22 protein-coding genes are annotated in these 21,803 nt (G+C 73.4%); 12 read left to right on the forward strand and 10 right to left on the reverse strand.

The genetic code is table 11. From position 1 onward, the window contains the following. Window positions 1-46 precede the first annotated feature (46 nt). The gene (locus ACZ60J_RS05100) at window positions 47-661 is read left to right on the forward strand and encodes a PadR family transcriptional regulator (RefSeq protein ID WP_469679010.1); all 615 of its coding nucleotides are present in this window, start codon (window positions 47-49) and stop codon (window positions 659-661) included. A gap of 193 nt (window positions 662-854) precedes the next feature. Further along, window positions 855-1,547, forward strand: coding sequence for a glycerophosphodiester phosphodiesterase (locus ACZ60J_RS05105; RefSeq protein ID WP_469679011.1), 693 nt, complete (start codon window positions 855-857; stop codon window positions 1,545-1,547). A 25-nt stretch (window positions 1,548-1,572) separates the two neighbouring features. Here the strand turns inward: ACZ60J_RS05105 and ACZ60J_RS05110 are convergent, their stop codons facing one another. Further along, window positions 1,573-2,115 carry a GNAT family N-acetyltransferase gene (locus ACZ60J_RS05110; RefSeq protein WP_469679012.1) on the reverse strand — a complete coding sequence of 181 codons (543 nt, stop codon included), beginning with the start codon at window positions 2,113-2,115 and terminating at the stop codon, window positions 1,573-1,575. Window positions 2,116-2,248: 133 nt separating this feature from the next. On the opposite strand from ACZ60J_RS05110, the gene ACZ60J_RS05115 reads away from it, so the two are divergent. The 4 genes from ACZ60J_RS05115 to ACZ60J_RS05130 all read left to right on the forward strand — a co-directional run bounded on the left by ACZ60J_RS05115 (window position 2,249) and on the right by ACZ60J_RS05130 (window position 5,395). Then, window positions 2,249-2,818: a DUF5134 domain-containing protein gene (locus ACZ60J_RS05115; RefSeq protein ID WP_469679013.1), complete on the forward strand. Its 570-nt coding sequence runs from the start codon at window positions 2,249-2,251 to the stop codon at window positions 2,816-2,818. A gap of 85 nt (window positions 2,819-2,903) precedes the next feature. Continuing rightward, entirely contained in the window at window positions 2,904-3,842 is a 939-nt protein-coding gene (locus tag ACZ60J_RS05120; RefSeq protein WP_469679014.1) for a M56 family metallopeptidase, read from the forward strand. A 109-nt stretch (window positions 3,843-3,951) separates the two neighbouring features. After that, entirely contained in the window at window positions 3,952-4,713 is a 762-nt protein-coding gene (locus ACZ60J_RS05125) for a phosphatase PAP2 family protein (protein ID WP_469679015.1), read from the forward strand. 37 nt (window positions 4,714-4,750) lie between these two features. Beyond that, on the forward strand, window positions 4,751-5,395 hold the full coding sequence (locus ACZ60J_RS05130) for a TetR/AcrR family transcriptional regulator (protein WP_469679016.1): 645 nt from the start codon (window positions 4,751-4,753) through the stop codon (window positions 5,393-5,395). On the opposite strand, the gene ACZ60J_RS05135 is transcribed toward ACZ60J_RS05130, so the two are convergent. Then, the gene (locus ACZ60J_RS05135) at window positions 5,386-6,867 is read right to left on the reverse strand and encodes an LVIVD repeat-containing protein (protein ID WP_469679017.1); all 1,482 of its coding nucleotides are present in this window, start codon (window positions 6,865-6,867) and stop codon (window positions 5,386-5,388) included. The genes ACZ60J_RS05130 and ACZ60J_RS05135 overlap by 10 nt on opposite strands. A gap of 85 nt (window positions 6,868-6,952) precedes the next feature. On the opposite strand from ACZ60J_RS05135, the gene ACZ60J_RS05140 reads away from it, so the two are divergent. Together ACZ60J_RS05140 and ACZ60J_RS05145 are read left to right on the forward strand one after the other, a co-directional pair. Then, window positions 6,953-7,615, forward strand: coding sequence for a DUF305 domain-containing protein (locus tag ACZ60J_RS05140; protein WP_469679018.1), 663 nt, complete (start codon window positions 6,953-6,955; stop codon window positions 7,613-7,615). A gap of 52 nt (window positions 7,616-7,667) precedes the next feature. After that, on the forward strand, window positions 7,668-9,023 hold the full coding sequence (locus ACZ60J_RS05145; protein WP_469679019.1) for an FAD-dependent oxidoreductase: 1,356 nt from the start codon (window positions 7,668-7,670) through the stop codon (window positions 9,021-9,023). A 20-nt stretch (window positions 9,024-9,043) separates the two neighbouring features. On the opposite strand, the gene ACZ60J_RS05150 is transcribed toward ACZ60J_RS05145, so the two are convergent. Beyond that, window positions 9,044-9,391: an ArsR/SmtB family transcription factor gene (locus tag ACZ60J_RS05150; protein WP_469679020.1), complete on the reverse strand. Its 348-nt coding sequence runs from the start codon at window positions 9,389-9,391 to the stop codon at window positions 9,044-9,046. Window positions 9,392-9,523: 132 nt separating this feature from the next. After that, window positions 9,524-10,624: an NADH:flavin oxidoreductase/NADH oxidase gene (locus ACZ60J_RS05155; protein ID WP_469679021.1), complete on the reverse strand. Its 1,101-nt coding sequence runs from the start codon at window positions 10,622-10,624 to the stop codon at window positions 9,524-9,526. Window positions 10,625-10,825: 201 nt separating this feature from the next. On the opposite strand from ACZ60J_RS05155, the gene ACZ60J_RS05160 reads away from it, so the two are divergent. Next, a complete protein-coding gene (locus tag ACZ60J_RS05160) occupies window positions 10,826-11,917 on the forward strand; it encodes a WD40/YVTN/BNR-like repeat-containing protein (protein ID WP_469679022.1) in 1,092 nt (363 codons plus the stop codon). A gap of 26 nt (window positions 11,918-11,943) precedes the next feature. Here ACZ60J_RS05160 and ACZ60J_RS05165 read toward each other — a convergent pair whose 3' ends face one another. Further along, the gene (locus ACZ60J_RS05165; protein ID WP_469679023.1) at window positions 11,944-13,542 is read right to left on the reverse strand and encodes a vWA domain-containing protein; all 1,599 of its coding nucleotides are present in this window, start codon (window positions 13,540-13,542) and stop codon (window positions 11,944-11,946) included. 184 nt (window positions 13,543-13,726) lie between these two features. Between ACZ60J_RS05165 and ACZ60J_RS05170 the strand changes: the two genes are divergently transcribed. Then, on the forward strand, window positions 13,727-14,413 hold the full coding sequence (locus ACZ60J_RS05170) for a uracil-DNA glycosylase (RefSeq protein ID WP_469679024.1): 687 nt from the start codon (window positions 13,727-13,729) through the stop codon (window positions 14,411-14,413). A 132-nt stretch (window positions 14,414-14,545) separates the two neighbouring features. After that, entirely contained in the window at window positions 14,546-15,460 is a 915-nt protein-coding gene (locus ACZ60J_RS05175; RefSeq protein ID WP_469679025.1) for a sirohydrochlorin chelatase, read from the forward strand. A 103-nt stretch (window positions 15,461-15,563) separates the two neighbouring features. Here ACZ60J_RS05175 and ACZ60J_RS05180 read toward each other — a convergent pair whose 3' ends face one another. The 3 genes from ACZ60J_RS05180 to ACZ60J_RS05190 form a co-directional block, all read right to left on the reverse strand. Further along, window positions 15,564-16,652, reverse strand: a complete 1,089-nt coding sequence (locus ACZ60J_RS05180) for a lactonase family protein (protein WP_469679026.1) — start codon at window positions 16,650-16,652, stop codon at window positions 15,564-15,566. Window positions 16,653-16,707: 55 nt separating this feature from the next. Then, on the reverse strand, window positions 16,708-17,865 hold the full coding sequence (locus ACZ60J_RS05185) for a nitric oxide synthase oxygenase (RefSeq protein ID WP_469679027.1): 1,158 nt from the start codon (window positions 17,863-17,865) through the stop codon (window positions 16,708-16,710). A gap of 226 nt (window positions 17,866-18,091) precedes the next feature. After that, window positions 18,092-18,376 carry a hypothetical protein gene (locus ACZ60J_RS05190; protein WP_469679028.1) on the reverse strand — a complete coding sequence of 95 codons (285 nt, stop codon included), beginning with the start codon at window positions 18,374-18,376 and terminating at the stop codon, window positions 18,092-18,094. A gap of 136 nt (window positions 18,377-18,512) precedes the next feature. Here ACZ60J_RS05190 and ACZ60J_RS05195 point away from each other — a divergent pair, with 136 nt between their 5' ends. After that, the gene (locus ACZ60J_RS05195; RefSeq protein ID WP_469679029.1) at window positions 18,513-19,568 is read left to right on the forward strand and encodes a LuxR C-terminal-related transcriptional regulator; all 1,056 of its coding nucleotides are present in this window, start codon (window positions 18,513-18,515) and stop codon (window positions 19,566-19,568) included. Here the strand turns inward: ACZ60J_RS05195 and ACZ60J_RS05200 are convergent. Both ACZ60J_RS05200 and ACZ60J_RS05205 read right to left on the reverse strand, forming a co-directional pair. Further along, window positions 19,542-21,053 (reverse strand): FUSC family protein, encoded by a 1,512-nt coding sequence (locus tag ACZ60J_RS05200; protein ID WP_469679117.1) that lies wholly within the window; start codon window positions 21,051-21,053, stop codon window positions 19,542-19,544. The two genes, ACZ60J_RS05195 and ACZ60J_RS05200, sit on opposite strands and share 27 nt — an antisense overlap. A gap of 313 nt (window positions 21,054-21,366) precedes the next feature. Beyond that, the gene (locus ACZ60J_RS05205; protein WP_274547469.1) at window positions 21,367-21,795 is read right to left on the reverse strand and encodes a universal stress protein; all 429 of its coding nucleotides are present in this window, start codon (window positions 21,793-21,795) and stop codon (window positions 21,367-21,369) included. Between the last annotated feature and the right edge of the window lie 8 nt (window positions 21,796-21,803).

Here is a 21,803-nt window from a genome sequence, read left to right on the forward strand (position 1 = left end):
GCCTCCAGGGTTGCGTCCCGTACCCGGTCTCACTTCAATTCGGAATATGACTAGTAGTCAGAAGCCGAAGAAGCAAGAGCTTCCACCGACCGCGTGGGCGGTACTCGGTCTGCTGTCCTTCCCCGGGGAGCGGACCGGCTACGAGCTGAAGAAGTGGGCAGACTCCTCGCTGCGCTTCTTCTACTGGTCCCCGGCCATCAGCCAGATCTACGCCGAACTGCGCCGCCTGGAGGAGCTCGGCTACGCGGCCTCCGTGCGCTCGGGGCCCGAAGAGGCACGGGCCAAGCGCCGCTACGGCATCACCCCCGCCGGGCGCGAGGCGCTGGCCGGCTGGGCCTGCGACGTCTCCGAGGTGGGGCCCCCGGTGCTCAAGCACGGCCTGCTGCTGCGGGTCTGGCTCGGGCACCTGGCCGAGCCGGAGCGGCTGCACGGGATGGTGACGGAGCATCTGGAGCGCACCACCGAGGAGTTGGCCTCCGTACGGGAGGCCATGGCGCACGCGGCCACCGAGTCGGACTGGGCGTTCCCGGTCCTCGCACTGCGCTGGAGCGAGCGCCAGCACCTGGCCGAACTGGAGCTGACCCGGGCGCTGCTGGCGGATCTGGAAGGGCCGGCCGTGCAGGAGCGTCAAGCCGGTGGGGACGCGCCCACCACCGGGTGACCGCGCACGCCGTGCCGGGGGCCGCCCGGCCCCCGGCACGCCCGTCGGGAGGCGGCCGGACGCCGTTGCGGAGCCCCCGCAAAGGCGGTTTCATCGCATGCGGGGCGCACTAGCATGCGCCTCTACAGCGCGCGCGGCCGGTCGGGACACCGCGACCGCGCGGGGAGCCGCCGTCGACGGAAGCGAGAGAACCTTGACTTTCCTCACCATCGGGCACCGCGGGGTCATGGGTGTCGAACCGGAGAACACCTTGCGCTCGTTCGTCCGCGCGGAACGTTCCGGCATGGACGTCGTCGCGCTGGACGTGCGGCTCAGCAAGGACGGCGCCCTCGTCGTCCTGCACGACGCCGAGGTGGACCGGACCACCGACGGTTCGGGAGCCGTGGCCGATCTGACCCTGGCCGAACTGCGCGGGCTGGACGCCGGACAGGGCGAGCACGTGCCGGTCCTGGACGAGGTCGTCGACGCGGTCCGCGCCCCGCTCCGGATCCAGGTGCACGACCTCGCCGCCGTCGGGACCTTCGCGGAGCTCCTGCTGCGCCGCGATCTGACCGGCCGGGTGGAGGTGGCGTCCTTCCGCGACGAGGTGCTCGTGGAGGCGGCCCGCCTGGTGCCGGGCGTACGGACCGTGCTCTACGCGAACCAGACCCCGGCCGACGCCGGGGAGGTCGTCGCCCGGGCCGCCCTGGCGGGTGCGGAGACGGTGGCGCTCAACATCGGCAACCTGACCCTGCACACCGTGGAGGCGGCGCACGAGGCAGGGCTGCGCGTGACGGGCTGGACGGTCAACACCCTGGAGCGGCTGCGGCTGGCGCGGGCCCTCGAACTCGACGGCGTGCTCACCGACTTCCCCGAGATCCGCTCCACGGGCCGCTTCACCGCCTGAGGCACCGCCGCCTCCGCCTCCGCGACTACAGCGTCTTGACGAGCAGCTCGAAAGCCAGGTCGTCGCGGAGCGGAACGCCGAACCGCTCGTCCCCGTAGGGGAAGGGGCTCAGCTCGCCGGTGCGCTCGTAGCCGCGGCGCACGTAGAAGGCGATGAGCTCCTCCCGTACGGTGATCACGGTCATCCGCATCTCCTTGGCCGCCCACTGCTCGCGGGCGCGGCGCTCCGCCTCCAGCATGACCGCCTTGCCCAGCCCGTCGCCCTGCCGGCCGGGGCGGACCGCGAAGAGGCCGAAGTAGACGTGATCGCCGCGGTGCTCGAGGTGGCAGCAGGAGACGATCTCGCCGTCCCGCTCGGCCACGAGGAGCAGGCCCGCGGGCTGTGCGGCGATCCGGGCCGCCACGTCCTCGGCGTCGGTCCGCTGTCCGTCCAGGAAGTCCGCTTCGGTGGTCCAGCCCCCGCGGCTCGCGTCTCCCCGGTACGCCGATTCCACGAGCGCCACGAGCGCCGGGACGTCCGCCTCCACGGCGCTGCGGTAGGTCAGGGCGTGGGGGGCTGCGCTCGGCATCGAGGGCTCCGTTCTGCGCGAGGTCTGCGCCGTGCTTCCTGGGGTGTCCCACAGAGCCTAACCGCGTCCGGCGTGATGGCCGTGTGAAGGGGGCATCTCTTCCGGTGAAGCCGACGAACCGGGAGGTTCCGCCGTGCACGGTCCCGCCACGTCCCTCTCCACCTCCGTCTCCGCCTGGCTCCTCGTCCTGCTCTGCGCGGTGAGCGGGGCGTACTGCCTGCGGCGCGCGGGGAGAACCGGCGGCGGCCCGGCGGCCGGGGAGGCGGCGATGGGGTTCGGCATGGCCCTGATGGCGGTGCCGCTGCGGCTGGGCGGCGGCTGGCAGGCACCCGTGCTGGGCGCGGTCTTCTGCGCGGCGGCGCTGCACGCGGTGTGGCTGCTGCGCAGCGGTCCGCACCACGCGCACCATCTGGTGGGCTCGCTCACCATGGTCTACATGGTGCTGGCCGCCGGGACCGGCGCCGCACCGGGATCCGCGGGCCACGCCCACGGACCGGGCGGCGGGCTGCCGCTGGTGACCGGCCTGCTGCTCCTCTACTACGCCGGGTACGTGGTGCTGGGCGGCTCCCGGCTGGTCACCGCGGGGGCCGCCGGTGCGGGGGCCCCCGGCACCGGAGCCGCGCCCGCCGGACCGGCGGAGGTGATCCGGGCCTGCCGACTGGCCATGGGAATCGGGATGTTGGCGATGCTGCTCACGATGTGAGGACGCCGGCGGGGCAAACGTGTCCTCCATCACCCTTGGCCCGGACCATACCCGCAGGTAGCCGCACGCTCCTAGGCTGAGGCCCATGATGGTCCCCGCCGTTCTCCTGCTGCTCGGCGCCCTGACCGCGGTGCTCGCACCCCGCCTGCTGGCCCGGGCCGACTGGCCCGAGCACGAACCCGTCGTGGCCCTGTGGGTGTGGCAGTGCGTGGTCGGCGCCGTCCTGCTGTGCTTCGCACTGTCGATGCTGCTCAGCGCGGCCGCCGCCTGGCAGGCCGTACGGGGCAGGCTGTTCGCCCCGGCTCCGCACGGCGTGGTCGACGCCTACGCGCTGGACGCCGCGGGCGGGCTCTGGGCCGCGGGCACCGCCGTCGCGCTGGCGGGCGGCGGGCTGTGGACCGGAGCGATGCTGGCCCGGGAGATCCTGCGGGCCCGCTCGCGACGGCGGGCGCAGGGCGCCGAACTGCTGCTGCGGGCCCCGCTGTTGCCCGGGGAGCAGGCCACCGGGGCGCGGCTCGTGGTGTTGGAGGGGCGGCGGCCCGACAGCTGGTGGCTGCCCGGTCCGGTCCCGCAGCTGGTGGTCACGACGGCGGCGCTGGGCCGGCTCAAGGGGAGCCAGCTGGACGCCGTACTGGCGCACGAGCAGGGGCACGCGGCGGCCCGGCACGACTGGCTGCTGCACTGCTCGCGGGCACTGTCCGGGGGGTTCCCGCAGGTCCCGGTCTTCGCCGCGTTCGAGGCGGAGATGCACCGGCTGGTGGAGCTGGCGGCCGACGACGTGGCCTCGCGCCGGTACGGGCGCCTGACCACGGCCCTGGCCCTGATCGGCCTGAACGAGGACCGCGGGGTCTTCGGCCCGTCCCCCGCACCGCACGCGCACGTCCCGGAACGGGTCCGGCGGCTGCTGGCGGCGGCCCCGCGCCTGTCGGCCGTGCGCCGGATGCGGCTGACGGCCCTGGCGATGCTGGCTCCGGCGATTCCGGTGCTGGTGGCCTTCGGCCCGGGACTCAGCGCCCTGAGCTAGGCCCGGACGGGTCCGGACGGGCATCGAAGGGAATCGACGGGCCGCGACAGGCCGCGATGTCCGGTCGCCCTTACGGGGCTTCGGCGCCGCCGGATGCGAGGATCTCCGGATGCGGAACGCCCACGTACGGTTGCCGGCCCCACGGGCGTGCGCGCCGTACGCCGTGGCGCTCGCCGCCCTGGCCGCTGTCGCCGCGCTCGTGCTGACGGTCCTGGTGGCCGCCGGCTGGGCTCCGCTGCTGTCCTTCGACGGCCGGATCGCGCGGGATCTGCACGCCTACGCCGTCTCCCACCCCGGGGTCACCGGGCCGGTGCGGGTGCTCAGCGACTGGGTCTGGGACCCGTGGACCATGCGGGCCCTGGCGGGCGCGGCCTGCCTGTGGCTGTGGTGGCGGGGCAACGGCCGGTGCGCGCTGCGGATCGCCCTGGCCACCCTCGCCGCCTCGGCGGTGAGTCAGGGGCTCAAGGTCTGGGTGGGACGGGAGCGGCCGGTTTGGCCGGATCCCGTCGTCTCCGCGGACTTCGCCGCCTATCCGTCGGGGCACGCCATGACGGCGACGGTGGTCTGCGGCCTGCTCGTGTGGCTGGTCGTGCACGGACCGAAGCGGCCGCTGCGCGACCGGAATTCCCGCCCGCTCCCCCACCCGTCCTCCCGCCCGCCCGGGCGGTCACGCGTGGCCGTGGCGCTGATCCTGGCCGCGGTCTCGGTCCTCGGGGTCGGCTTCACCCGGATCTACCTGGGCGTCCACTGGTTCTCGGACGTCCTGGGGGGCTGGTTGCTCGGTGCGGTGATCGTGGCGCTCGCGGTCTCGGACGGTGCCTGCTCTGGGCGATCCCCCGTGTCGCCCAGAGCAGGCGGTCCGGCGCGCTGAGTATACTGGCCGCGAGCCAGTCAACGCAGGAGCAAGCATGTCCCCGCGCAGCGCATCGGTCAATGAAGAATTGCGCAGGCGTTCCCGGGAGCGGCTGCTGCAAGCCACGGTCGAGCTCGTCGGGGAGCGCGGCTTCGAGGCCACCACCCTCGGCGACATCGCCGACCGGGCGGGAGCGGCCCGCGGTCTGGTGTCCTATTACTTCCCCGGCAAGCGCCAGTTGCTGCAGTCCGCCGTGCACCGGCTGATGCACCTCACGCTGGAGGCGGCGCTGGAGCGGGAGCCCCGGCCGGCCGGACCCGACGCGGGCAGCGAGCGCCTGGCCCGGGCGATCGACGCGATCCTCGGGCTGGCGGTGGAGCGGCCCCGGCTGATGCGGACCCACATGGCGGGGATCCTGCAGGCGGAGGGTTTCGTCCAGTGCACCGAGCAGCAGCGGCTCGCGGAGCTGCTGCGGGACACCGTGGGCCGGTACGGATCCGAGGACCTGGACACCGACTATCCCCTGCTGCGGGCGCTGCTGATGGGCGCGGTGGTGGCGGTGCTGCTGCCGGGCGCTCCGATGCCGGCCGCCCGGCTGCGGGCCGAGCTGTTCCAGCGCTACGGGCTGGACTGGGACCTGGGTGTCCCGCCGGACGGCGGACCGCCCGGCGGAACGTTTCCTTCTCCGCGTCAGCGGTAGTCGGGCTGGGTCTGCGCGTTGAGCCGGTCCAGCCACACCCACTTGGCGCTGTCGGTGCGCCAGTCGTCGAGCCGCAGCACGTCGAGGCCCTTGACGATGTCGTTCGAGTAGATGTGCCCGTTGTAGTAGTACGCGGACCAGGAGCCGCCGAGGCCGAGCTTGTCGGTGGTCAGCGGGCCCCGCTCGAAGTAGGCGATCTCCTTCGGCTTGGTGGAGTCGGTGAACTCCCAGACGGAGATGCCGCCCTGGTACCAGGCCTGGACCATGATGTCGCGGCCGCCGCCGACCGGGATCAGCGAGCCGTTGTGGGCCACGCAGTTCTCGGTGTCGGCCTGCATCCGCGGGATCTTGAAGTAGCTCTTGAAGACGAGCCTGCGCTGGTCGCCGCGGCCGGTGATCTCGTAGATGCCGTCCGCTCCCCGGGTCGGTCCGGTGGCCTCGTTGCAGGTCGCGCCGCCACCGCCGCCCAGCTCATCGGTGAACACCACCTTGTTCGCCCGCTCGTTGAAGGTGGCCGAGTGCCAGAACGCGAAGTTGACGTTGTCCTGGACCCGGTCGATGACGCGCGGCTCCTCGGGCTTGCTGATGTCGAAGAGGATGCCGTCGCCCATGCAGGCGCCCGCGGCGAGGTCCTTGGAGGGCAGCACCGTGATGTCGTGGCAGCCCGTGGTCTTGGAGACCCCCGGGTTGGTGGGCGCACCCGGGTTGCCGCCGTCCGGGAAGAGGACCGGGAAGGCCACGACCGCGGCCCGCGTCGGGTTCTTCTTGGGCACCTTCACGACCGAGATGCCGTCGTGCGGCGGCTGGCAGTCGGGGAAGGCCTCGCTCGGGTTGTACGAGGAGACGTAGAGGTAGGCGTCCCGGCCGCCCGGCACCAGCGTGTGGGTGTGGGAACCGCACGGGGTCTCGACGGACTTGACGTACTTCGGGTTCCTCTTGTCCTTGATGTCGAAGATCTTGATGCCCTCCCACGAGGACTTCTCCGTGGCGGGCTGCGAAACGCTGTTGCAGGAGTCGTCGCTGCGCGAGGAGTCGGTGGACAGGAAGAGCAGGTCACCGTCGACCGAGATGTCGTTCTGGCCGCCGGGGCAGAGCACTTCGGTGACCTTCTTCGGCGCCTTGGGGTTGCCGATGTCGTAGATCACGAAGCCGTTGTAGTTGCCCGCGTAGGCGTACCTGCCCTGGAACACCAGGTCGGAGTTGATCTGGTTCGGGTCCGTGCTGGGGATGTTGGCCAGGGGTTTGATGTTCCGGCTGTGGACGATCTCGTCCTGGCCCGGTATCTCGCCGGGCGCCAGCTCCCGTCCTGCGCCGGCCGCGGTGGCGGCGCTCTGCGGCGCGCCCACGCCCGGGAGCAGGTCTCCCGGGTCGGGGGTGGCGGCCGCGGGTCCGGCCGCCCATAACGTGGTGAGGAGTCCGGCCGCGGCCGCGGCCACTCCCAGGGATCTGCGCCGCGCTCTGCTGGTGTGCATCGAGGTCACTGTGCCCTCCCATGGGTCCGATCGGTTCCGCCCGTGGTGGGAACGGAACGCGGACCCCGGCAGTATGGTCCTTTGCATGGACATGGCGAAAGTCTCACTCGGGCGAATCGTCGGAGCGGCCCTGACCCTCGGGCTCCTGCTCCCCCTCACCGGATGCACGGACGGCGGCGGTGCGGAGGGCCGCGCGGCGGACGGCAAGCCGGCGGTGATCGCCCCCGGCAGACCCGGCGAGAAGGCGCGCACCCTCTCCCCCGAACAGGCGGCGAAGGAGCTGCCCGACGACAGCCCCAACGCGGCGGACCGCGCGTACGTGCGGAACATGATCGAACACCACGGGCAGGCCCTGACCCTGAGTGCGCTGGCCCCCGACCGGGCCTCCTCCGACGGGGTCAAACGGCTCGCCGAGCGCATCGCGTCCGCGCAGAAGCCGGAGATCGGCGCGATGGAGGGATGGGTGGCCCGCAACCCGGCACCCGCCCCCGCCCCCGCCCCTGGAGGCCACGACCACGCGGCGATGCCCGGCATGGCCACCGAGCAGCAGCTCGAAGAGCTGACCGCGGCGAGGGGGCCGGAGTTCGACCGGCTCTTCCTCTCCCTGATGACCGCCCACCACGAGGGCGCCCTGAAGATGACCGGCGAGGTCCTGGCCGCCGGCAACAACGCCGCCGTGGAGGAGATGGCCAACGAGGTGGCGGCCACGCAGAGCGCCGAGATCCACCGGATGCGCGCGATGGGCTGACGGCCCCGGCAGCCGGTGTCATGCTGGGAACACCTGCGGGAGGAGCTCCGCCGTGCTTCGTATCGCCGTCGTCGGATCGGGCCCCAGCGGGGTCTACGCCGCACAGACACTCGTACAGCAGCGTGAGGTGCCGGGGATCCGGGTCGACGTGCTCGACCGGCTACCGGCTCCGTACGGGCTCGTGCGGTACGGGGTGGCCCCCGACCACGAGAAGATCAAGTCCTTGCAGGGCAGCCTGCGCACGGTGCTGGAGGACGAACGGATCCGCTTCCTCGGAAACGTCGAGGTCGGCGGGGACGCCCTGCCCACCGCCCGGCTGCTGGAGCTGTACCACGCGGTGGTCTACTGCGTCGGCGCGGCCCGGGACCGGCTGCTCGGCATCCCCGGCGAGGACCTCGTGGGGGTGCATTCCGCCACGGCCTTCGTCTCCTGGTACAGCGGCCATCCGGACGCCGCGGCCGAGGCCTTCGGGCTGCCCGGGGCGGATGCGGCGATCGTGGTCGGCGCCGGGAACGTGGCGGTCGACGTCACGCGGATCCTGGCCCGGGGCGTCCCGGAGCTGGCCCCCACCGACATGCCGCACCCGGCCCTGGGGGCGCTCGGCGCCAGCGGGGTGCGCACGGTCCACATGGTGGCCCGACGCGGGCCCTCCCAGGGCAAGTTCACCACCAAGGAGCTGCGCGAACTGAGCACCCTGCCGGGCGTCGACGCACTGGCCGACCCCGCGGAACTGGCCCTCGACCCGGCGTACGCGGACCCGGGCGCGGCCCTGCCCGCCGTGAACCGGCGCAACGTGGAGGTGCTGCGGGGCTGGGCGGCGGACCCGGCGAGCGGCGGGGACCGGCGGATCTCGCTGCGGTTCTTCCTGCGCCCGGTGGAGGTGCTCGGCGGGGCCGACGGCCGGGTCACCGGGATGCGGTTCGAGCGGACGGCCCCCGACGGCCTGGGCGGGGTCACCGGCACGGGGGTCTACGAGGACGTCCCGGCCCGGCTGGTGCTCCGCTCGGTGGGGTACCAGGGCGTCCCGCTGGACGGGCTGCCCTTCGACGAGCGGCGCGGTACGGTCCCGCACGCGGCGGGCCGGGTGCTCCGGGAGGGCCGCGCCTCCGTCGGCGAGTACGTGGCGGGCTGGATCAAGCGCGGCCCGACCGGGGTCATCGGCACCAACCGGCCCTGCGCGAAGGAGACGGCCTCCTCCCTGCTCCAGGACGCGGGGGCGCTGGCCCGGCGCGACCGGGAGCGGGACCCGCTGGAGGCCCTGCGCGCGGCCGGGCTGCGACCCGTCCGGTGGCCGGGGTGGCTGGCCATCGAGACGGCGGAGGCGGAACTGGGCCGCTCCCTGGGCCGGCGCTCCGTCAAGATCCCGGACTGGGAGGGCCTGCTGGCGGCGGCGGGCGACACCGACTGACACGTCGGGGCGCGCACGCCTCAGCCGTCGTCGCGCGCCTGCTCGGCGGCGGCCGCCGCGAGGACTCCGTCGAGGAGCCCGGGGAACAGCGCCGCCAGCTCGGCGCGGCGCAGCCCGTTCATCTTGGCCGTACCGCGGTAGCACTGGCGCACGACCCCGCTCTCGCGCAGGACCCGGAAGTGGTGCGTGGTGGTCGACTTGGTGACCGGGAGCTCGAAGTACGAGCAGGCCAACTCGGCTTCCGTGGCCGCGAGATCACGCACGATGGACAGCCGGACCGGGTCCGAGAGGGCGTGCAGGACGCCTTCGAGCCGGATCTCGGCGGCCTCGGGGTGGGCCAGGACACGGGCCGCGTCACGTTCCGTCATGTCCGTACTCCACTCGCTGGGTGATGCCGCGCCGCCAGATGCCGTATGCGCCTCCATGGTACGAGAACCATCGTAGGAGCGGAGCCGAACGGCGGGTGCGGCGCGGGCCCCCCGTCCCCGCGCCGCACCGGTTCACCAGGAGCGGTGGTACTGCTCGGGCGTACGGATCTGCGCACCGAGCTCGGCGGCCGCGCGGCGGGCCCAGAACGGGTCGCGCAGCAGCTCCCGGCCCAGCAGGACGGCGTCCGCCTCGCCGTTGGCCAGGATCTTCTCGGCCTGCTCCGGCTCGGTGATCAGACCGACGGTGGCGACCGGGAGGTTGGTCTCGGTCTTGACCCGGGCCGCGAAGGGCACCTGGTAGCCGGGGCCGACCGGGATCGTCACCCCGGGGGCGAGGCCGCCGGTGGAGACGTCGAGGAGGTCCACGCCGTGCTGTTCGAGCAGCACGGCCAGCCGGACGGTCTCGTCCGCGGTCCAGCCGTCCTCCTCCAGCCAGTCGGTGGCGGAGATACGGAAGAACAGGGGCAGCTCCTCGGGCCACACCGCCCGTACGGCGTCGACGACTTCGAGGGCGAGGCGGGTGCGGTTCTCGAAGGAGCCGCCGTACTCGTCGGTGCGCTTGTTGCTGTGCGGGGAGAGGAACTGGCCGATCAGGTATCCGTGGGCGCCGTGGATCTCGACGACCTGGTAGCCGGCGGCGAGCGAGCGCCGGGCGGCGGCCGCGAACTGCTCGACGACGTCCCGGATCTCCCGGACCGTCAGCTCGTGCGGGACCTGGTGGTCCGCGGAGAACGGCACGGGGCTCGGCGCGCTGGGCAGCCAGCCGTGCGCCTCGGGGCCGACGGGCTGTCCGCCCTTCCAGGTGCGGTCGGTGGAGGCCTTGCGGCCGGCGTGGGCGAGCTGGATGCCGGGGACGGCGCCCTGGCTCCTGACGAAGGAGACGATCCGGCGCAGCGCCTCGGCCTGGGTGTCGTTCCAGATGCCGAGGTCGTACGGGGAGATCCGCCCCTCGGGGGCGACGGCCGTGGCCTCCTGGATGATCAGGCCGGTGCCGCCGGTGGCGCGGGCCGCGTAGTGCGCGAAGTGCCAGTCGTTGGCCACGCCGGCGTCCGGGCCGAAGGCCTCGGCGCTGTACTGGCACATCGCGGCCATCCACACCCGGTTCGGCACGGTGACCGAGCGGATGGTCCACGGCTGGAACAGCGCGGCGAAGGATACGGGGGCAGCACTCATGTGGGTCTCCAGAGGCGACTGGAAGCGCACCGGGGAACCGGTCGCTAAGTACGAGATTTACCGTACTACGAAATCTCTCGTAGTACGAGACCCTTCGTATGACGGGCGGGCTCGCGCGCGGCACCCTGCCGCTGTCAGTGGCCGGGTGCAGACTGGCCGGGAAGCTGCCGTGCAGGACAAAGACGTCCGGAGGTGTCGGCCATGACCGACGTGGTACTGCTCGCGGGGACCCGCAAGGGACTGTTCATCGGCCGCCGGGACTCCGGCGGCACCTGGGAGTTCGGAGAGCCGCACTTCAACGCCCAGGCGGTCTCCGCCGTCGCCATCGACCGGCGCGGCGGCGCGACCCGGCTCCTGGTCGCCGGGGACAGCACGCACTGGGGGCCGTCCGTCTTCAGCTCCGACGACCTGGGCGCGACCTGGCGGGAGCCCGCCGCGGCCGCCGTGAAGTTCCCCGAGGACACCGGGGCCTCCCTGGAGCGGGTCTGGCAGCTCCATCCGGCCGGCCCCGAGGCCCCCGGCGTGGTCTACGCCGGGACCGAGCCGGCCGCGCTGTTCCGCTCCGCCGACCGGGGCGAGTCCTTCGAGCTGGTCCGCCCCCTGTGGGAGCACCCGACCCGGGACAAGTGGGTCCCGGGCGGCGGCGGCGAGGGCCTGCACACGGTGATCACCGACCCGGGCGACCCGGACCTGGTCACGGTGGCCGTCTCCACGGCCGGGGTGTTCCGGACCAGGGACGGCGGGGCGAGCTGGGCCCCGTCCAACCACGGGGTCTCGGCGGTGTTCCTGCCCGATCCGGACCCCGAGTTCGGCCAGTGCGTGCACAAGATCGCCCAGGACGCCGGGGACACCGACCGGCTGTACCTCCAGAACCATTGGGGCGTCTACCGCAGCGACGACGCCGGGACCCGCTGGACGGACATCGGCGCCGGCCTCCCCTCCGACTTCGGCTTCGCGGTCGCCGCCCACCCGCACCGGCCCGGCACCGCCTACGTCTTCCCGCTCAACGCCGACATCGACCGCGTCCCCGCGGAGCACCGCTGCCGGGTCTTCCGGACCCGGGACGCCGGATCGACCTGGGAGCCCCTGACCAAGGGCCTCCCGGCCGGGGACCACTACGGCACGGTGCTGCGCGACGCGCTCTGCACGGACGACGCGGACCCGGCCGGAATCTACTTCGGCAACCGCAACGGCGAGCTGTACGCCAGCCACGACGACGGGGACAGCTGGCAGATGCTGGCCGAGCACCTCCCCGACGTCCTGTGCGTACGGGCCGCCGCGCTCCAGGGCTAGGCCGCCCGCATCCGGGTGCGGGGCCCTCAGCCGGTGAGTCCGCGGGCCTGGCGCACGGCCTGCGCCAGCTGGCGCACGGCCGGGTCCTCGGTGCTCCCGGCCAGCCGGTCCGCGTGCCCCGCCAGGCTCCCCAGCGGGACGGCGCCCGGCACCCGCTCCCAGCCGCCGTCGCGCTCGCGCAGGGCGGAGGCGAAGTAGGCGGCCACCGCGGTGACCTGGAAGCGCGGGGACGCCGCGGTCCACACGTCGCCGGACAGGGCCGCCGCCTCGATCTTGCCGGACTCCTCGTGCGGAGCGCGGGTGCGCGGGTCCAGCCAGCGCACCGTCGCCGTCGCCAGGTGTCCCGCGGCTCCCGGGCGCAGCCGTACCGCGTACAGGGCGGTCACGGAGTGGCCCGAGCCGACCTCTCCCCCGTCCACGGTGTCGTTCCTGAAGTCCCCGTCGGCGACGCGGCGGTCGTCGTAGCCGATCAGCCGGAACCGTTCGACGGTCTGCGGATCGAAGGCCACCTGCGCCTTCGCGTCGCGGGCCCGCAGCTGCACCTGCGCCGGGAGGTCCTCGCAGAACACCTTGCGGGCGCCCTCCTGGTCCGAGACATAGGTGGTGTGCCCGTCTCCCCGGTCGGCGAGCTGTTCCATGAAGGCGTCGTTGTACTCGCTGCCCACGCCCACGCCGAACAGGGTGATCCCGTGCTTGGTCCGGGCCTCGCCGATCCGCTTCAGGATGGTGTCGGCCGAGGTGGCGCCGGTGTTGGCCAGGGCGTCGGAGAGCAGGACGACGCGGTTGGTGGCCCCGGGCCGCACCGCATCGACCGCGACCTCGTACCCGCGGGTGACGCCGGCCTCCACGTTCGTCGAGTCGGCGGTGCGCAGCGCGCCGACCACCTCCCGGATCCGTTCGCGGTTGCCCTCGACGCGGGTCATGGGCAGGCGGGTCTCGGCCTTGCCGCTGAAGGTGACGACGGCCACCGAGTCGTCCTCGCGGAGCTCCTCGGTCATCAGCTTCATGGACGTGCGGACGAGGTCGAGGCGGCCGGGCTCGGCCATGGAGCCGGAGACGTCCACGACGAAGGTGAGCGCCGCGGGCGGCCGGGCCTCGGCGCCGTCCGCCCCGCCGTTGCCGACCCGGGTGGCGAGGCCGACACGGACCAGGGACCAGTTCGCCTCGGCGGTGCGGGCTCCGTCCACGGTGACGGAGAAGCCGTCGCCGTCGGGTTCCTGGTAGTCCTGCCGGAAGCTGTTGACGAACTCTTCCGGGCGCACGGTGGCGGGGTCGGGCAGCTTGCCGTCCGCGAGGGTGCGGCGGGCGTACCCGTAACTGGCGGTGTCCACGTCGAGCGCGAAGGTGGAGAGGTAGTCGGCGGGCGGTCCGGTGGGGCGCCGGCCGTCGCTCTCCCCTTCCATGCCCTCTCCCCCGGGGCGGGTGACGGACGGCCGCGGCTGGGAATCGCCGCCCTTCCACTCCCCGTCGGCCGTGCGGCCCGAGCCGCCGCTTCCGCAGGCGGTCAGCAGGAGGCCGCCGGCGAGCAGGGCTGCGGCCAGTCTGCCGCGGGTTCTCCGCCGGCCCGGACGGGCCCTGCGGGATGCGCCGGAGGCGCTGGGCGTGCGGTCCTCGTGGGTCTCCATACCGTCTCTCCCTCGTACGTGATCGGTGATGAATGTGACGCCGGGGAAGGGGAGTTGGAGCAATCGAACCAGTTGCGAACAGATATCGAAGCGACAACGGAGGACCAGGGGGGCGCCGCGGGACCCGGGCGGCCGCCCGAGGTGTGGCAGCGGGTGGCGGACTGGGCCAGTAGAGTGATCGACCGTGGCAGCACGACCGTTGAACGAGATCGTCGAGCCGGGCTGGGCCCGGGCTCTGGAGCCGGTGGTGGCGCAGATCGCCGCGATGGGCGACTTCCTGCGCGCGGAGATCGCGGCGGGCAGGACCTACGTCCCCGCGGGCGCGAACGTGCTGCGCGCGTTCCAGCAGCCCTTCGACGAGGTGAAGGTCCTGATCGTCGGCCAGGACCCGTACCCGACGCCCGGGCACGCGATCGGCCTCTCCTTCTCCGTGGCCCCCGACGTCAGCCCGTGGCCCCCGAGCCTGGACAACATCTTCCGCGAACTGCACGCCGATCTCGGCACCGGACGGCCCCGGAACGGGGATCTGACCCCGTGGACCCGGCAGGGCGTCCTGCTGCTGAACCGGTCGCTCACCACGGCCCCGCGCAAGCCCAACGCCCATCGCGGCAAGGGGTGGGAGGCGGTGACCGAGCAGGCCATCCGCGCGCTCGCGGCCCGCGGCAAGCCCCTGGTGTCGGTGTTGTGGGGGCGCGAGGCGCGCAACCTCCGGCCGCTGCTGGGCGATCTGCCGGCCGTGGAGTCGGTGCACCCGTCCCCGATGTCCGCGGACAACGGATTCTTCGGCTCCAGGCCGTTCAGCAGGACCAACGACCTGCTGGTCCGCCAGGGCGCGCAGCCCGTGGACTGGCGGCTTCCCGCCGCGGGGTGACGCCGGGCGCCACTTCGGGGTGACCGAAGAGCCGAACGGTATCTGACATTCCATGGATAAATACGGACAGATGCCGCCAGAGAAGGCCCTGCCCGAACACCCGGTTTCGATAAACCAGTAGCATGCGGCGCCATGAGCTCCCCCACTGGGCCCGCAAATGGCCTGCCCGTACGAATGCCGCGACCCCGCCAGACCGGACGGCACCGCCGGCCCGAGCCCGCGGTGGCGCCCGAGGGCGCGCCCGCGCTGGTGCTCGCCGTGCCCGGTGCCCCCTCGACCGCCTCGCGGGGGATCGCGGAAGAGATCATCAGCATCGGCCGCTCCGAGCTGCCCGGCCTGGACGCCCGGGTCGGTTTCCTCGACGGTGACGACGACACCGAGTTCCCGTCCCTGTCCGGCGTGCTGACCGCCGTCGCCCGTGACCGCGCCGCGCGTGCGGAGGCCGCCCGCGCCGCCGGGCAGGAGGTGCCCGCACCCACCGGCCCGGACGCCGTGGTCGTCCCCCTGCTGGCCGGCCCCGACGGGGATCTGCTGCGCCGCATGCGCCAGGCCCTGATGGACTCCTCGGCCGCCGCCGAACTCGCCGACCCGCTCGGTCCGCACCCGCTGCTCGCCGAGGGGCTGCACGTGAGGCTGTCCGAGGCCGGTCTCGCCCGCGCCGACCGGGCCAGGCTCTTCAGCGTGACCACGGCCGCCGACGGCATCGTCCTGGCCACCACCGGCGGCGAGGAGGCCGTGCAGGCCGCGGGCATCACCGGCATGCTGCTGGCCGCCCGCCTCGCGGTGCCGGTGATGGCCGCCGCGCTGGACGAGGAGGGCTCGGTGGCCGCGATCGCCGACCAGCTCCGCCGCGAGGGTTCGACCCAGCTCGCGCTGGCCCCGTACCTGGTCGGGCCGGAGGCCGCCGAGGGACTCCTCGACACCGCCTGCAAGGAGGCCGACTGCAGCGCCGCCGACGTGCTCGGCGCGTACCCCGCGCTCGGCAAGCTGGCCGTCGCGCAGTACTCCGCCGCCCTCGGCATCAGCCTGGGCGCCGCCGCCCACTGACCTTCCCGTCACGGCCGTACGTACGAGGGCCCGCGCCCTGCACCGTTCCGAATCGAACGGTGCAGGGCGCGGGCCCTCTTGCGTACGGTGCTACGGCCCCGGTCTAGCCGAAGACGACACAGGTGGCGGCGGGCACGGCCACCGAGCCGGCCCGGCGCGGCTCGCCCGTCTCCCGGTCCACGTCGAACCAGGTGACGTCGCCGGAGCGCTCGTTGGCCGCGTACAGCCGGCGCCCCGAGGGGTCGGCGGCGAGATCGCGCGGCCACGTGCCCCCGCACGGCACGGTGCTGGTGAGCAGCGGCTTCTCCGCGCCGCCGGCGAGGGAGAAGGTGGCTATGGTGTCGGTTCCGCGGACGGCCGCCCAGACGAACCGGCCGTCCGGTGAGGTCACGACGGCCGAGGGGTAGGCCGCCGCGGCCCCTGGAGCGCCCGTGGAGGCGACCGGAACCTCGTCGACCGGTTGGAGCTCGCCCGAGTCCCCGTTCCAGCGGCAGACGGTCAGCTGCGGCTCCAGCTCGTGCAGTACGTAGACCACCTCGCCGGAGGGGTGGAAGGCGAGGTGCCGGGGGCCGGTCCCGGCGCGCAGCACGGTCTCGGCGTGGAGCACCGGGGCTCCGGTGGCGGGGTCGAGCGAGCAGATCCGCACCGAGTCGGTGCCGAGGTCGGTGCTGAGCACCCAGCGGCCGCCGGGGGCGGGCAGCACCTGGTGGGCGTGCGGGCCCTTCTGCCGGCCGGCGTCGGGGCCGGAGCCCTCGTGGACGAGTACGGCGGCGGGCTCGCCGATCGAGCCGTCGGCGGCGAGCGGGAGGCTGCTGACGCTGCCCGAGGTGTAGTTGGCGGTCAGCAGCCGGCGCCCGGCCAGGCCGAGGTGGGTGGGGCCGGAGCCGCCGACGGGGACGACGGCCCCGAGGGGGACGAGCCCGGCGGCGGCGGTCCGGAAGGCGCCCACGGCGCCCTGTGCGGTCTCGCTCACGGCGTACAGCACGCCGGTGGCGGGGTCGTGGACCAGGTACGAGGGGTCCGGGACCGCATCCGTGGCCGAGAGCGGGGTCAGCGCTCCGGTGGCCGGATCCACGGCCGCGGTGGTGACACCGCGGCCGCCCCCCGAGGTGAACGAGCCGATCCAGGCCCGGTGTCCGCCGCCGTGGGCCGTACGGTCCGTACCGCCCACACCACTGTCCGCGTCGCCCACGGGAGGCCCCTCTCCGCCGTTCCGGATCCGTTCGTGAGCGACGGTACCAGGAGGTCTAGACCAAGTCCCGCCCTTGGGCCCGTTCCTGGGCGCCGGGATGGTGGACGTAGGCGGTCGAGCTCGGCCGGTCCTCGTAGGTGCGGTGGAAGACCGGGGTCGCGGACCCGGAGATGGGCGGCACGATCCAGGACCAGTCCGCGCCCACGTCACGGCCCTTGCGCTCCTCCTTCTCCAGGTGCGTCAGGAAGCGCCGGGACTCCGTGTGGTGGTCGGCGATGGTGACCTTGGCCCGGTCGAAGGAGTGCAGCACCGCCCGGTTGAGCTCGACGAGGGCGCGGTCCTTCCAGAGGGAACGGTCGCTGGCGGTGTCGAGGCCCATGCGGCGGGCGACCGCGGGGAGCAGGTTGTAGCGGTCGGTGTCGGCGAGGTTGCGGGCGCCGATCTCGGTGCCCATGTACCAGCCGTTGAAGGGCGCCGCCGGGTAGTGGATGCCGCCGATCTCCAGGCACATGTTCGAGATCGCGGGTACGGCGTGCCAGCGCAGGCCCCAGTCCGACCAGCCGTCACCGCCGGCCGCTCCGTCGGGGTGCTCGATGGGCACCTCCAGGACGGCGTCCTGCGGGACGTCGAACCAGCGGGGTTTGTCGTCGACCCCCTGCACGACCAGCGGGAGGAGGTCGAAGGGGGTGCCGGGGCCGCGGGACCAGCCGAGGGCGAGCAGGGCGCTCGTGAGCTCGGCGTTGCGGGCGTCGCCGACGGTTATCGAGGGGTGGTCTCCGTAGCCGGCGTACCGGACCAGCTGTTCGCTCCAGATGAGCGGGCCGGGGCGGTCCGGGGTGCCGGGGGCGAAGACCGTGATGGTGGGCCGGACCCGGCCGCCGTTGGTCGCCTCGCGCAGGTGCTCGAAGCACTCTTCGGCGATCCCGTCGGCGTCGGTGATCCCGCGGCGGTCGCGGACGCGCAGCGAGTTCCAGTACAGCCTGCCTATGCAGCGGTTGCTGTTGCGCCACGCGACGCGGGCGCCGTGCTCCAGCTCCTCGGGAGTGTGCCGGTACGTACCGGTCTCGGCGAGCTCGGCCCGTACGGCGGCGAGCCGCTCGCGCGGATCACCCGTGCCCGCACTGCCTGCCTGCTCCCTGTGGAACAGTCGGATGAACTCCTCGGCCGCTTCCCACACCTGAGCGGTGCTGGAGCACTCTTGAAGTATTTCCATTCCGGGCGGTTCCCCCCTGTCCGACCAGGTCCACCCCGCGCGCCGTGGAGAGGCGCCAGACCGGATGAATGTGCAATGAACAATCACCCGTTGTACACGCCGCAGGTCAGCGCCGTACGGAAGGCGCGCTCGGAACACTCCTCCGTGTGATCTTCATCGATCGGCCTGCGGACGGGACCGCGACGGACGTACCATCCGCGCATCGCCGGGCGTTCGGACCGGAGGGTCAGAGGCGGGCCTCGTCGTGGACCACGCGGACCGCCGCGGTGGCGGCGACCACCGCGGACCGGGCGGAGCCCAGCGCCTCGCGGGCCGCGTCCAGGCCGCCTTCGCGGGAGAGCAGGGCCGAGGCATCGGCGGCGCAGTCGATCAAGTGCAAGGCCACCCGGGCGAGTTGCTCGTCGGATCCGTACGCGTCGTCCACGGCCTTGCGGGCCCGGGCGAGCAGGTCCAGCGCCTCGGACGGACCCGCCGGCGGAATCCTGCGTTCGGAACGAATGCTTCGCTTCACCGTCGCCACTCCCGCCACCGGTCATGTGGGTCATTTCGCGATCACCAGGCAGGAAGGATCCTGCCGTTCCCCTCCCCCGAGGCCAACGGGCCGGGGCATCCTGATCTTGCATTGCCGGAACAAGAAGGGGGCCCAGATGAACACCAACACCGCACAACCCGACATCGACGGCTGCACGTCGGTCTGCGGCGACTGCGCGGCCGCCTACCGGACAGCGTTACGCGAGGGAGGCTTGTCGGGGACCGTTCCGGGCTGCCTGACCGCCTTCGGTCTGCTGCGGAAGCTGGAGGGCTCCCCCGAACACCTCCCGGTACCGCCCTCGGTCGCCGCGATCACCCTCGCACGGCCGATCAGACGGGCCATCCTGGACCAGCGGGCCGCCCTCGACGCCCTGATCGCCTCCCTCTCCCCGCTGGACGCCGTCTACCGGCACGAACGCCAGCGCCACAAGGCCCACGCACAGCCGCTCATCGGCCGCGAGGTCATCGACACCGCCGTCCAGGGAGCCCTGGAGACCTGCACCGAGGAACTGCTCAGTGCACACCCCGAGGGCGGCCGGCCCTCCGGGGCGCTGACCGATGCGCTGCCCCGCGATCTCTCCCTGACCGGCCGGGGAGTCCGCCAGCGCACGGTCTACGGGCACACCGTCCGCGCGCACGGCCCGACGCTCGCCCACATCGAACGGGTCACACGGGAGGGCGCCGAAGTACGGACGGTGGGCGAGCGGTTCGAGCGGCTGATCGTGTGCGACCGGTCGGCCGCCTTCATCGCGGTCCTCGCCGAGAGCGGAAAGGAGGCGTACGCCCTGGAGATCCGCGAACCCGGCCTGATCCAGTACCTCACGAAAACCTTCGAGGCCGTGTGGGAGCGGGCCGTCCCCGTCGAGTTCGACACGACGGGGCAACGCCCTCCCCGGCTCACCGACGAGATCCAGCGCACGATTCTCGAACTCATGGTGAAGGGGCATACGGACGAGGCCATTTCCAAACGGCTCGGCCTGAGCACCCGCACCATCGGCGCGCACATCAAACGCGCTTCGACCCGCTTCGGAAGCCGCAGCAGGGCCGAACTCGGTTTCAGCCTCGCGAAGGCCGGAGTCCTCGACCCCGGCCGGTACGCGCCCGGCGCCCCTGGATCAGGCGCCGGGACGCCGGACGAACCGGGGTCAGGCGCCCACCAGCGGGGAGCGTGACTCACTGCGCAGGGGTCCGTCGAGCTGGGCGAGGAGCCGCTCCAGACCGTGCAGGTGCTCCAGTGCGGGCCCGGCGGCGGGCCGTGCGGGCATCGCGGCCGCTCCGGCCGGACGGAGCTCCGCCCCGGCCGCGCGTTCCGCCTCCGGCGTCAGCAGGGCTTCCACCGCGGCCTCCACGCGCCAGCACGCCGCCGCGAGCCGGGCGTCGTGGCTCGCGTCCGGGTCCGCCGCCACCGAGACCAGTCCGCGGACTTCCACGGCGCACTCGTCGAGCAGCGCCAGCACCCGGCGGGCCCTGGCCTTGCGGCCGCGGTAGGGGCTCAGCGGGTGGACGAGCGGGGCAAGGGAGAGCCGTACCCGGCCCAGGAAGAGTTCCAGTTCCGCGGCGTGCGGCGCGGGGTCGGCCACCGGGGAGCCGGCGAGCCGGGCCGCGGCCTCGGCCGTGCAGGTGCGCACGCAGCGCAGGGCGCGCTGGATCCACATGTCGTTGGTCGCGTGGGTGGTCACCGGGAGCACCAGGATCACGGCCAGCCCGGCACACACCGCGCCGACGGCCGTCTGCTCCAGGCGCAGCACGAGCAGACCGGGATCGAGTACGCCCAGGAGGCCGTAGAGGAGCCCGGCCATCACCGTGACGGCCAGCATCATCCAGCTGTACGAGACGGCGGCGGTGTAGAAGATCCCGAAGACGCAGAGCGCCACCAGGGCGGCCGTGGGCGCCGGCGCCCCGTTCAGCGGGATGGCGATCAGCAGGCCCGCCACGATCCCGAACACCGTGCCCACGACCCGGCGGAAGCCGCGGACCAGGGTCTCGCCGCGCGAGGTGGTGTTGACGAAGATCCACCAGGTGGTGCCGACGGCCCAGTACCAGCGGTCCTCCGACAGGGCCTGGCCGATGCCCAGGGCGACGGCGCAGGCGGCGGTGGCCTGGAAGGCCTGGCGGGTGGTCGGCCGGGCCAGCCCGGTCCCGGGCGGCGCGGGCGGTACGGCGGCGGGCGGTACGCGGCGCTCGATCGGCCACAGCACGAACCGCACGGCGCCGGCCGACAGGAGGGCCAGCGCGACGGCCGCGTAGAGCTCGGGCAGCTGACCGGGCCGGGCGTGCAGGAACTGCGTGATGAAGAAGTTCATGAACGCGAAGATCCCGAGGGCGTGGCCGCGCGCCCCCCACCTGCGGGCGTAGACCCCGGCGAACACCACGGCGACGAACACCGCGTCGCGGGCCAGGGGTACGCCGTGCAGGGTGGTGGCCAGGGCCAGCACGGGGAATCCGGCGGCCGGCAGCAGGGCGGTGGTCACCCGCTGGGCGCGCACGGTCGAGTCGGTCACGGTGAAGAGGGCGAGCAGCGCGGCCAGTCCCCCGGTGATCGACGCGACGAGCGAGAGCCCGCACAGTTCGGCCACGGCCACGGCGAGAGCGACGCCGATGACGGCGCGGGACGCGTTCCTGAGTCTTGCGCGCCCCGGATCCGGAGCCACGAACATCCTCTTCACGGCGGTGTGCCGCCCCCCTTGCGATGGAGCACGCCGGGCCCGCGTCCGCCCGGGGGTGGTGGGCGGTGGACGGGCACGGCGAAGGCGCCACGGTCCGGAGCGGCTTCGTTGCCGTCCGGCGCTGCGTGGCGCCGTAGATACATGGATACGGCACAGATAAGCATTCGCGGGGGCAATGGCTCAACTCGGTCCGCACCCACTGGGCCATTGGCACAGGAAATGCCGGTGATCTTCGGCCACGGGCAGACCAACGGACCCGCCCGGCGGCGCACCGCGGTTCGGGTCCCGGGAGCGGAGCGGCGGGTCAGTCCCCGGCAGCGTGCTCGGTCGGGACGCACAGGACCGGGACCGGGGAGAGGTGCAGGAGCTTGTGCGGGGTGGATCCGAGCAGGGCGCCGCGGATCGGGCTGTCGCCCCAGCTCCCCACGATGATCACCCGGGCGTCGTGCCGTTCGGCGGCGTCGAGCAGTGCCTGGGCGGGCTTCGCGTCGGCGACCTCGACCGTGGACGGCACTCCGGCCTCGTCGGCGGCCTCCACCGCCCGGGCGAGCGCGCTGCGTCCGGCCTCCCGGACGGCCTCCTGGTGTGCGCGGTACTCCTCACCGGTGAGGCCCGGGGCGGCGGCCCCGTAGACGAGGACGAGCGGCTCGCCGAAGGCAGTGGCCACCTCCAGGGCCACGCGCAGGGCGCGCTCGGCTCCGGGCGACTCGTCGTACCCGAGGACGACGGACATCGGGGCTC

Source organism: Streptomyces sp. NPDC104226 (assembly GCF_055584085.1).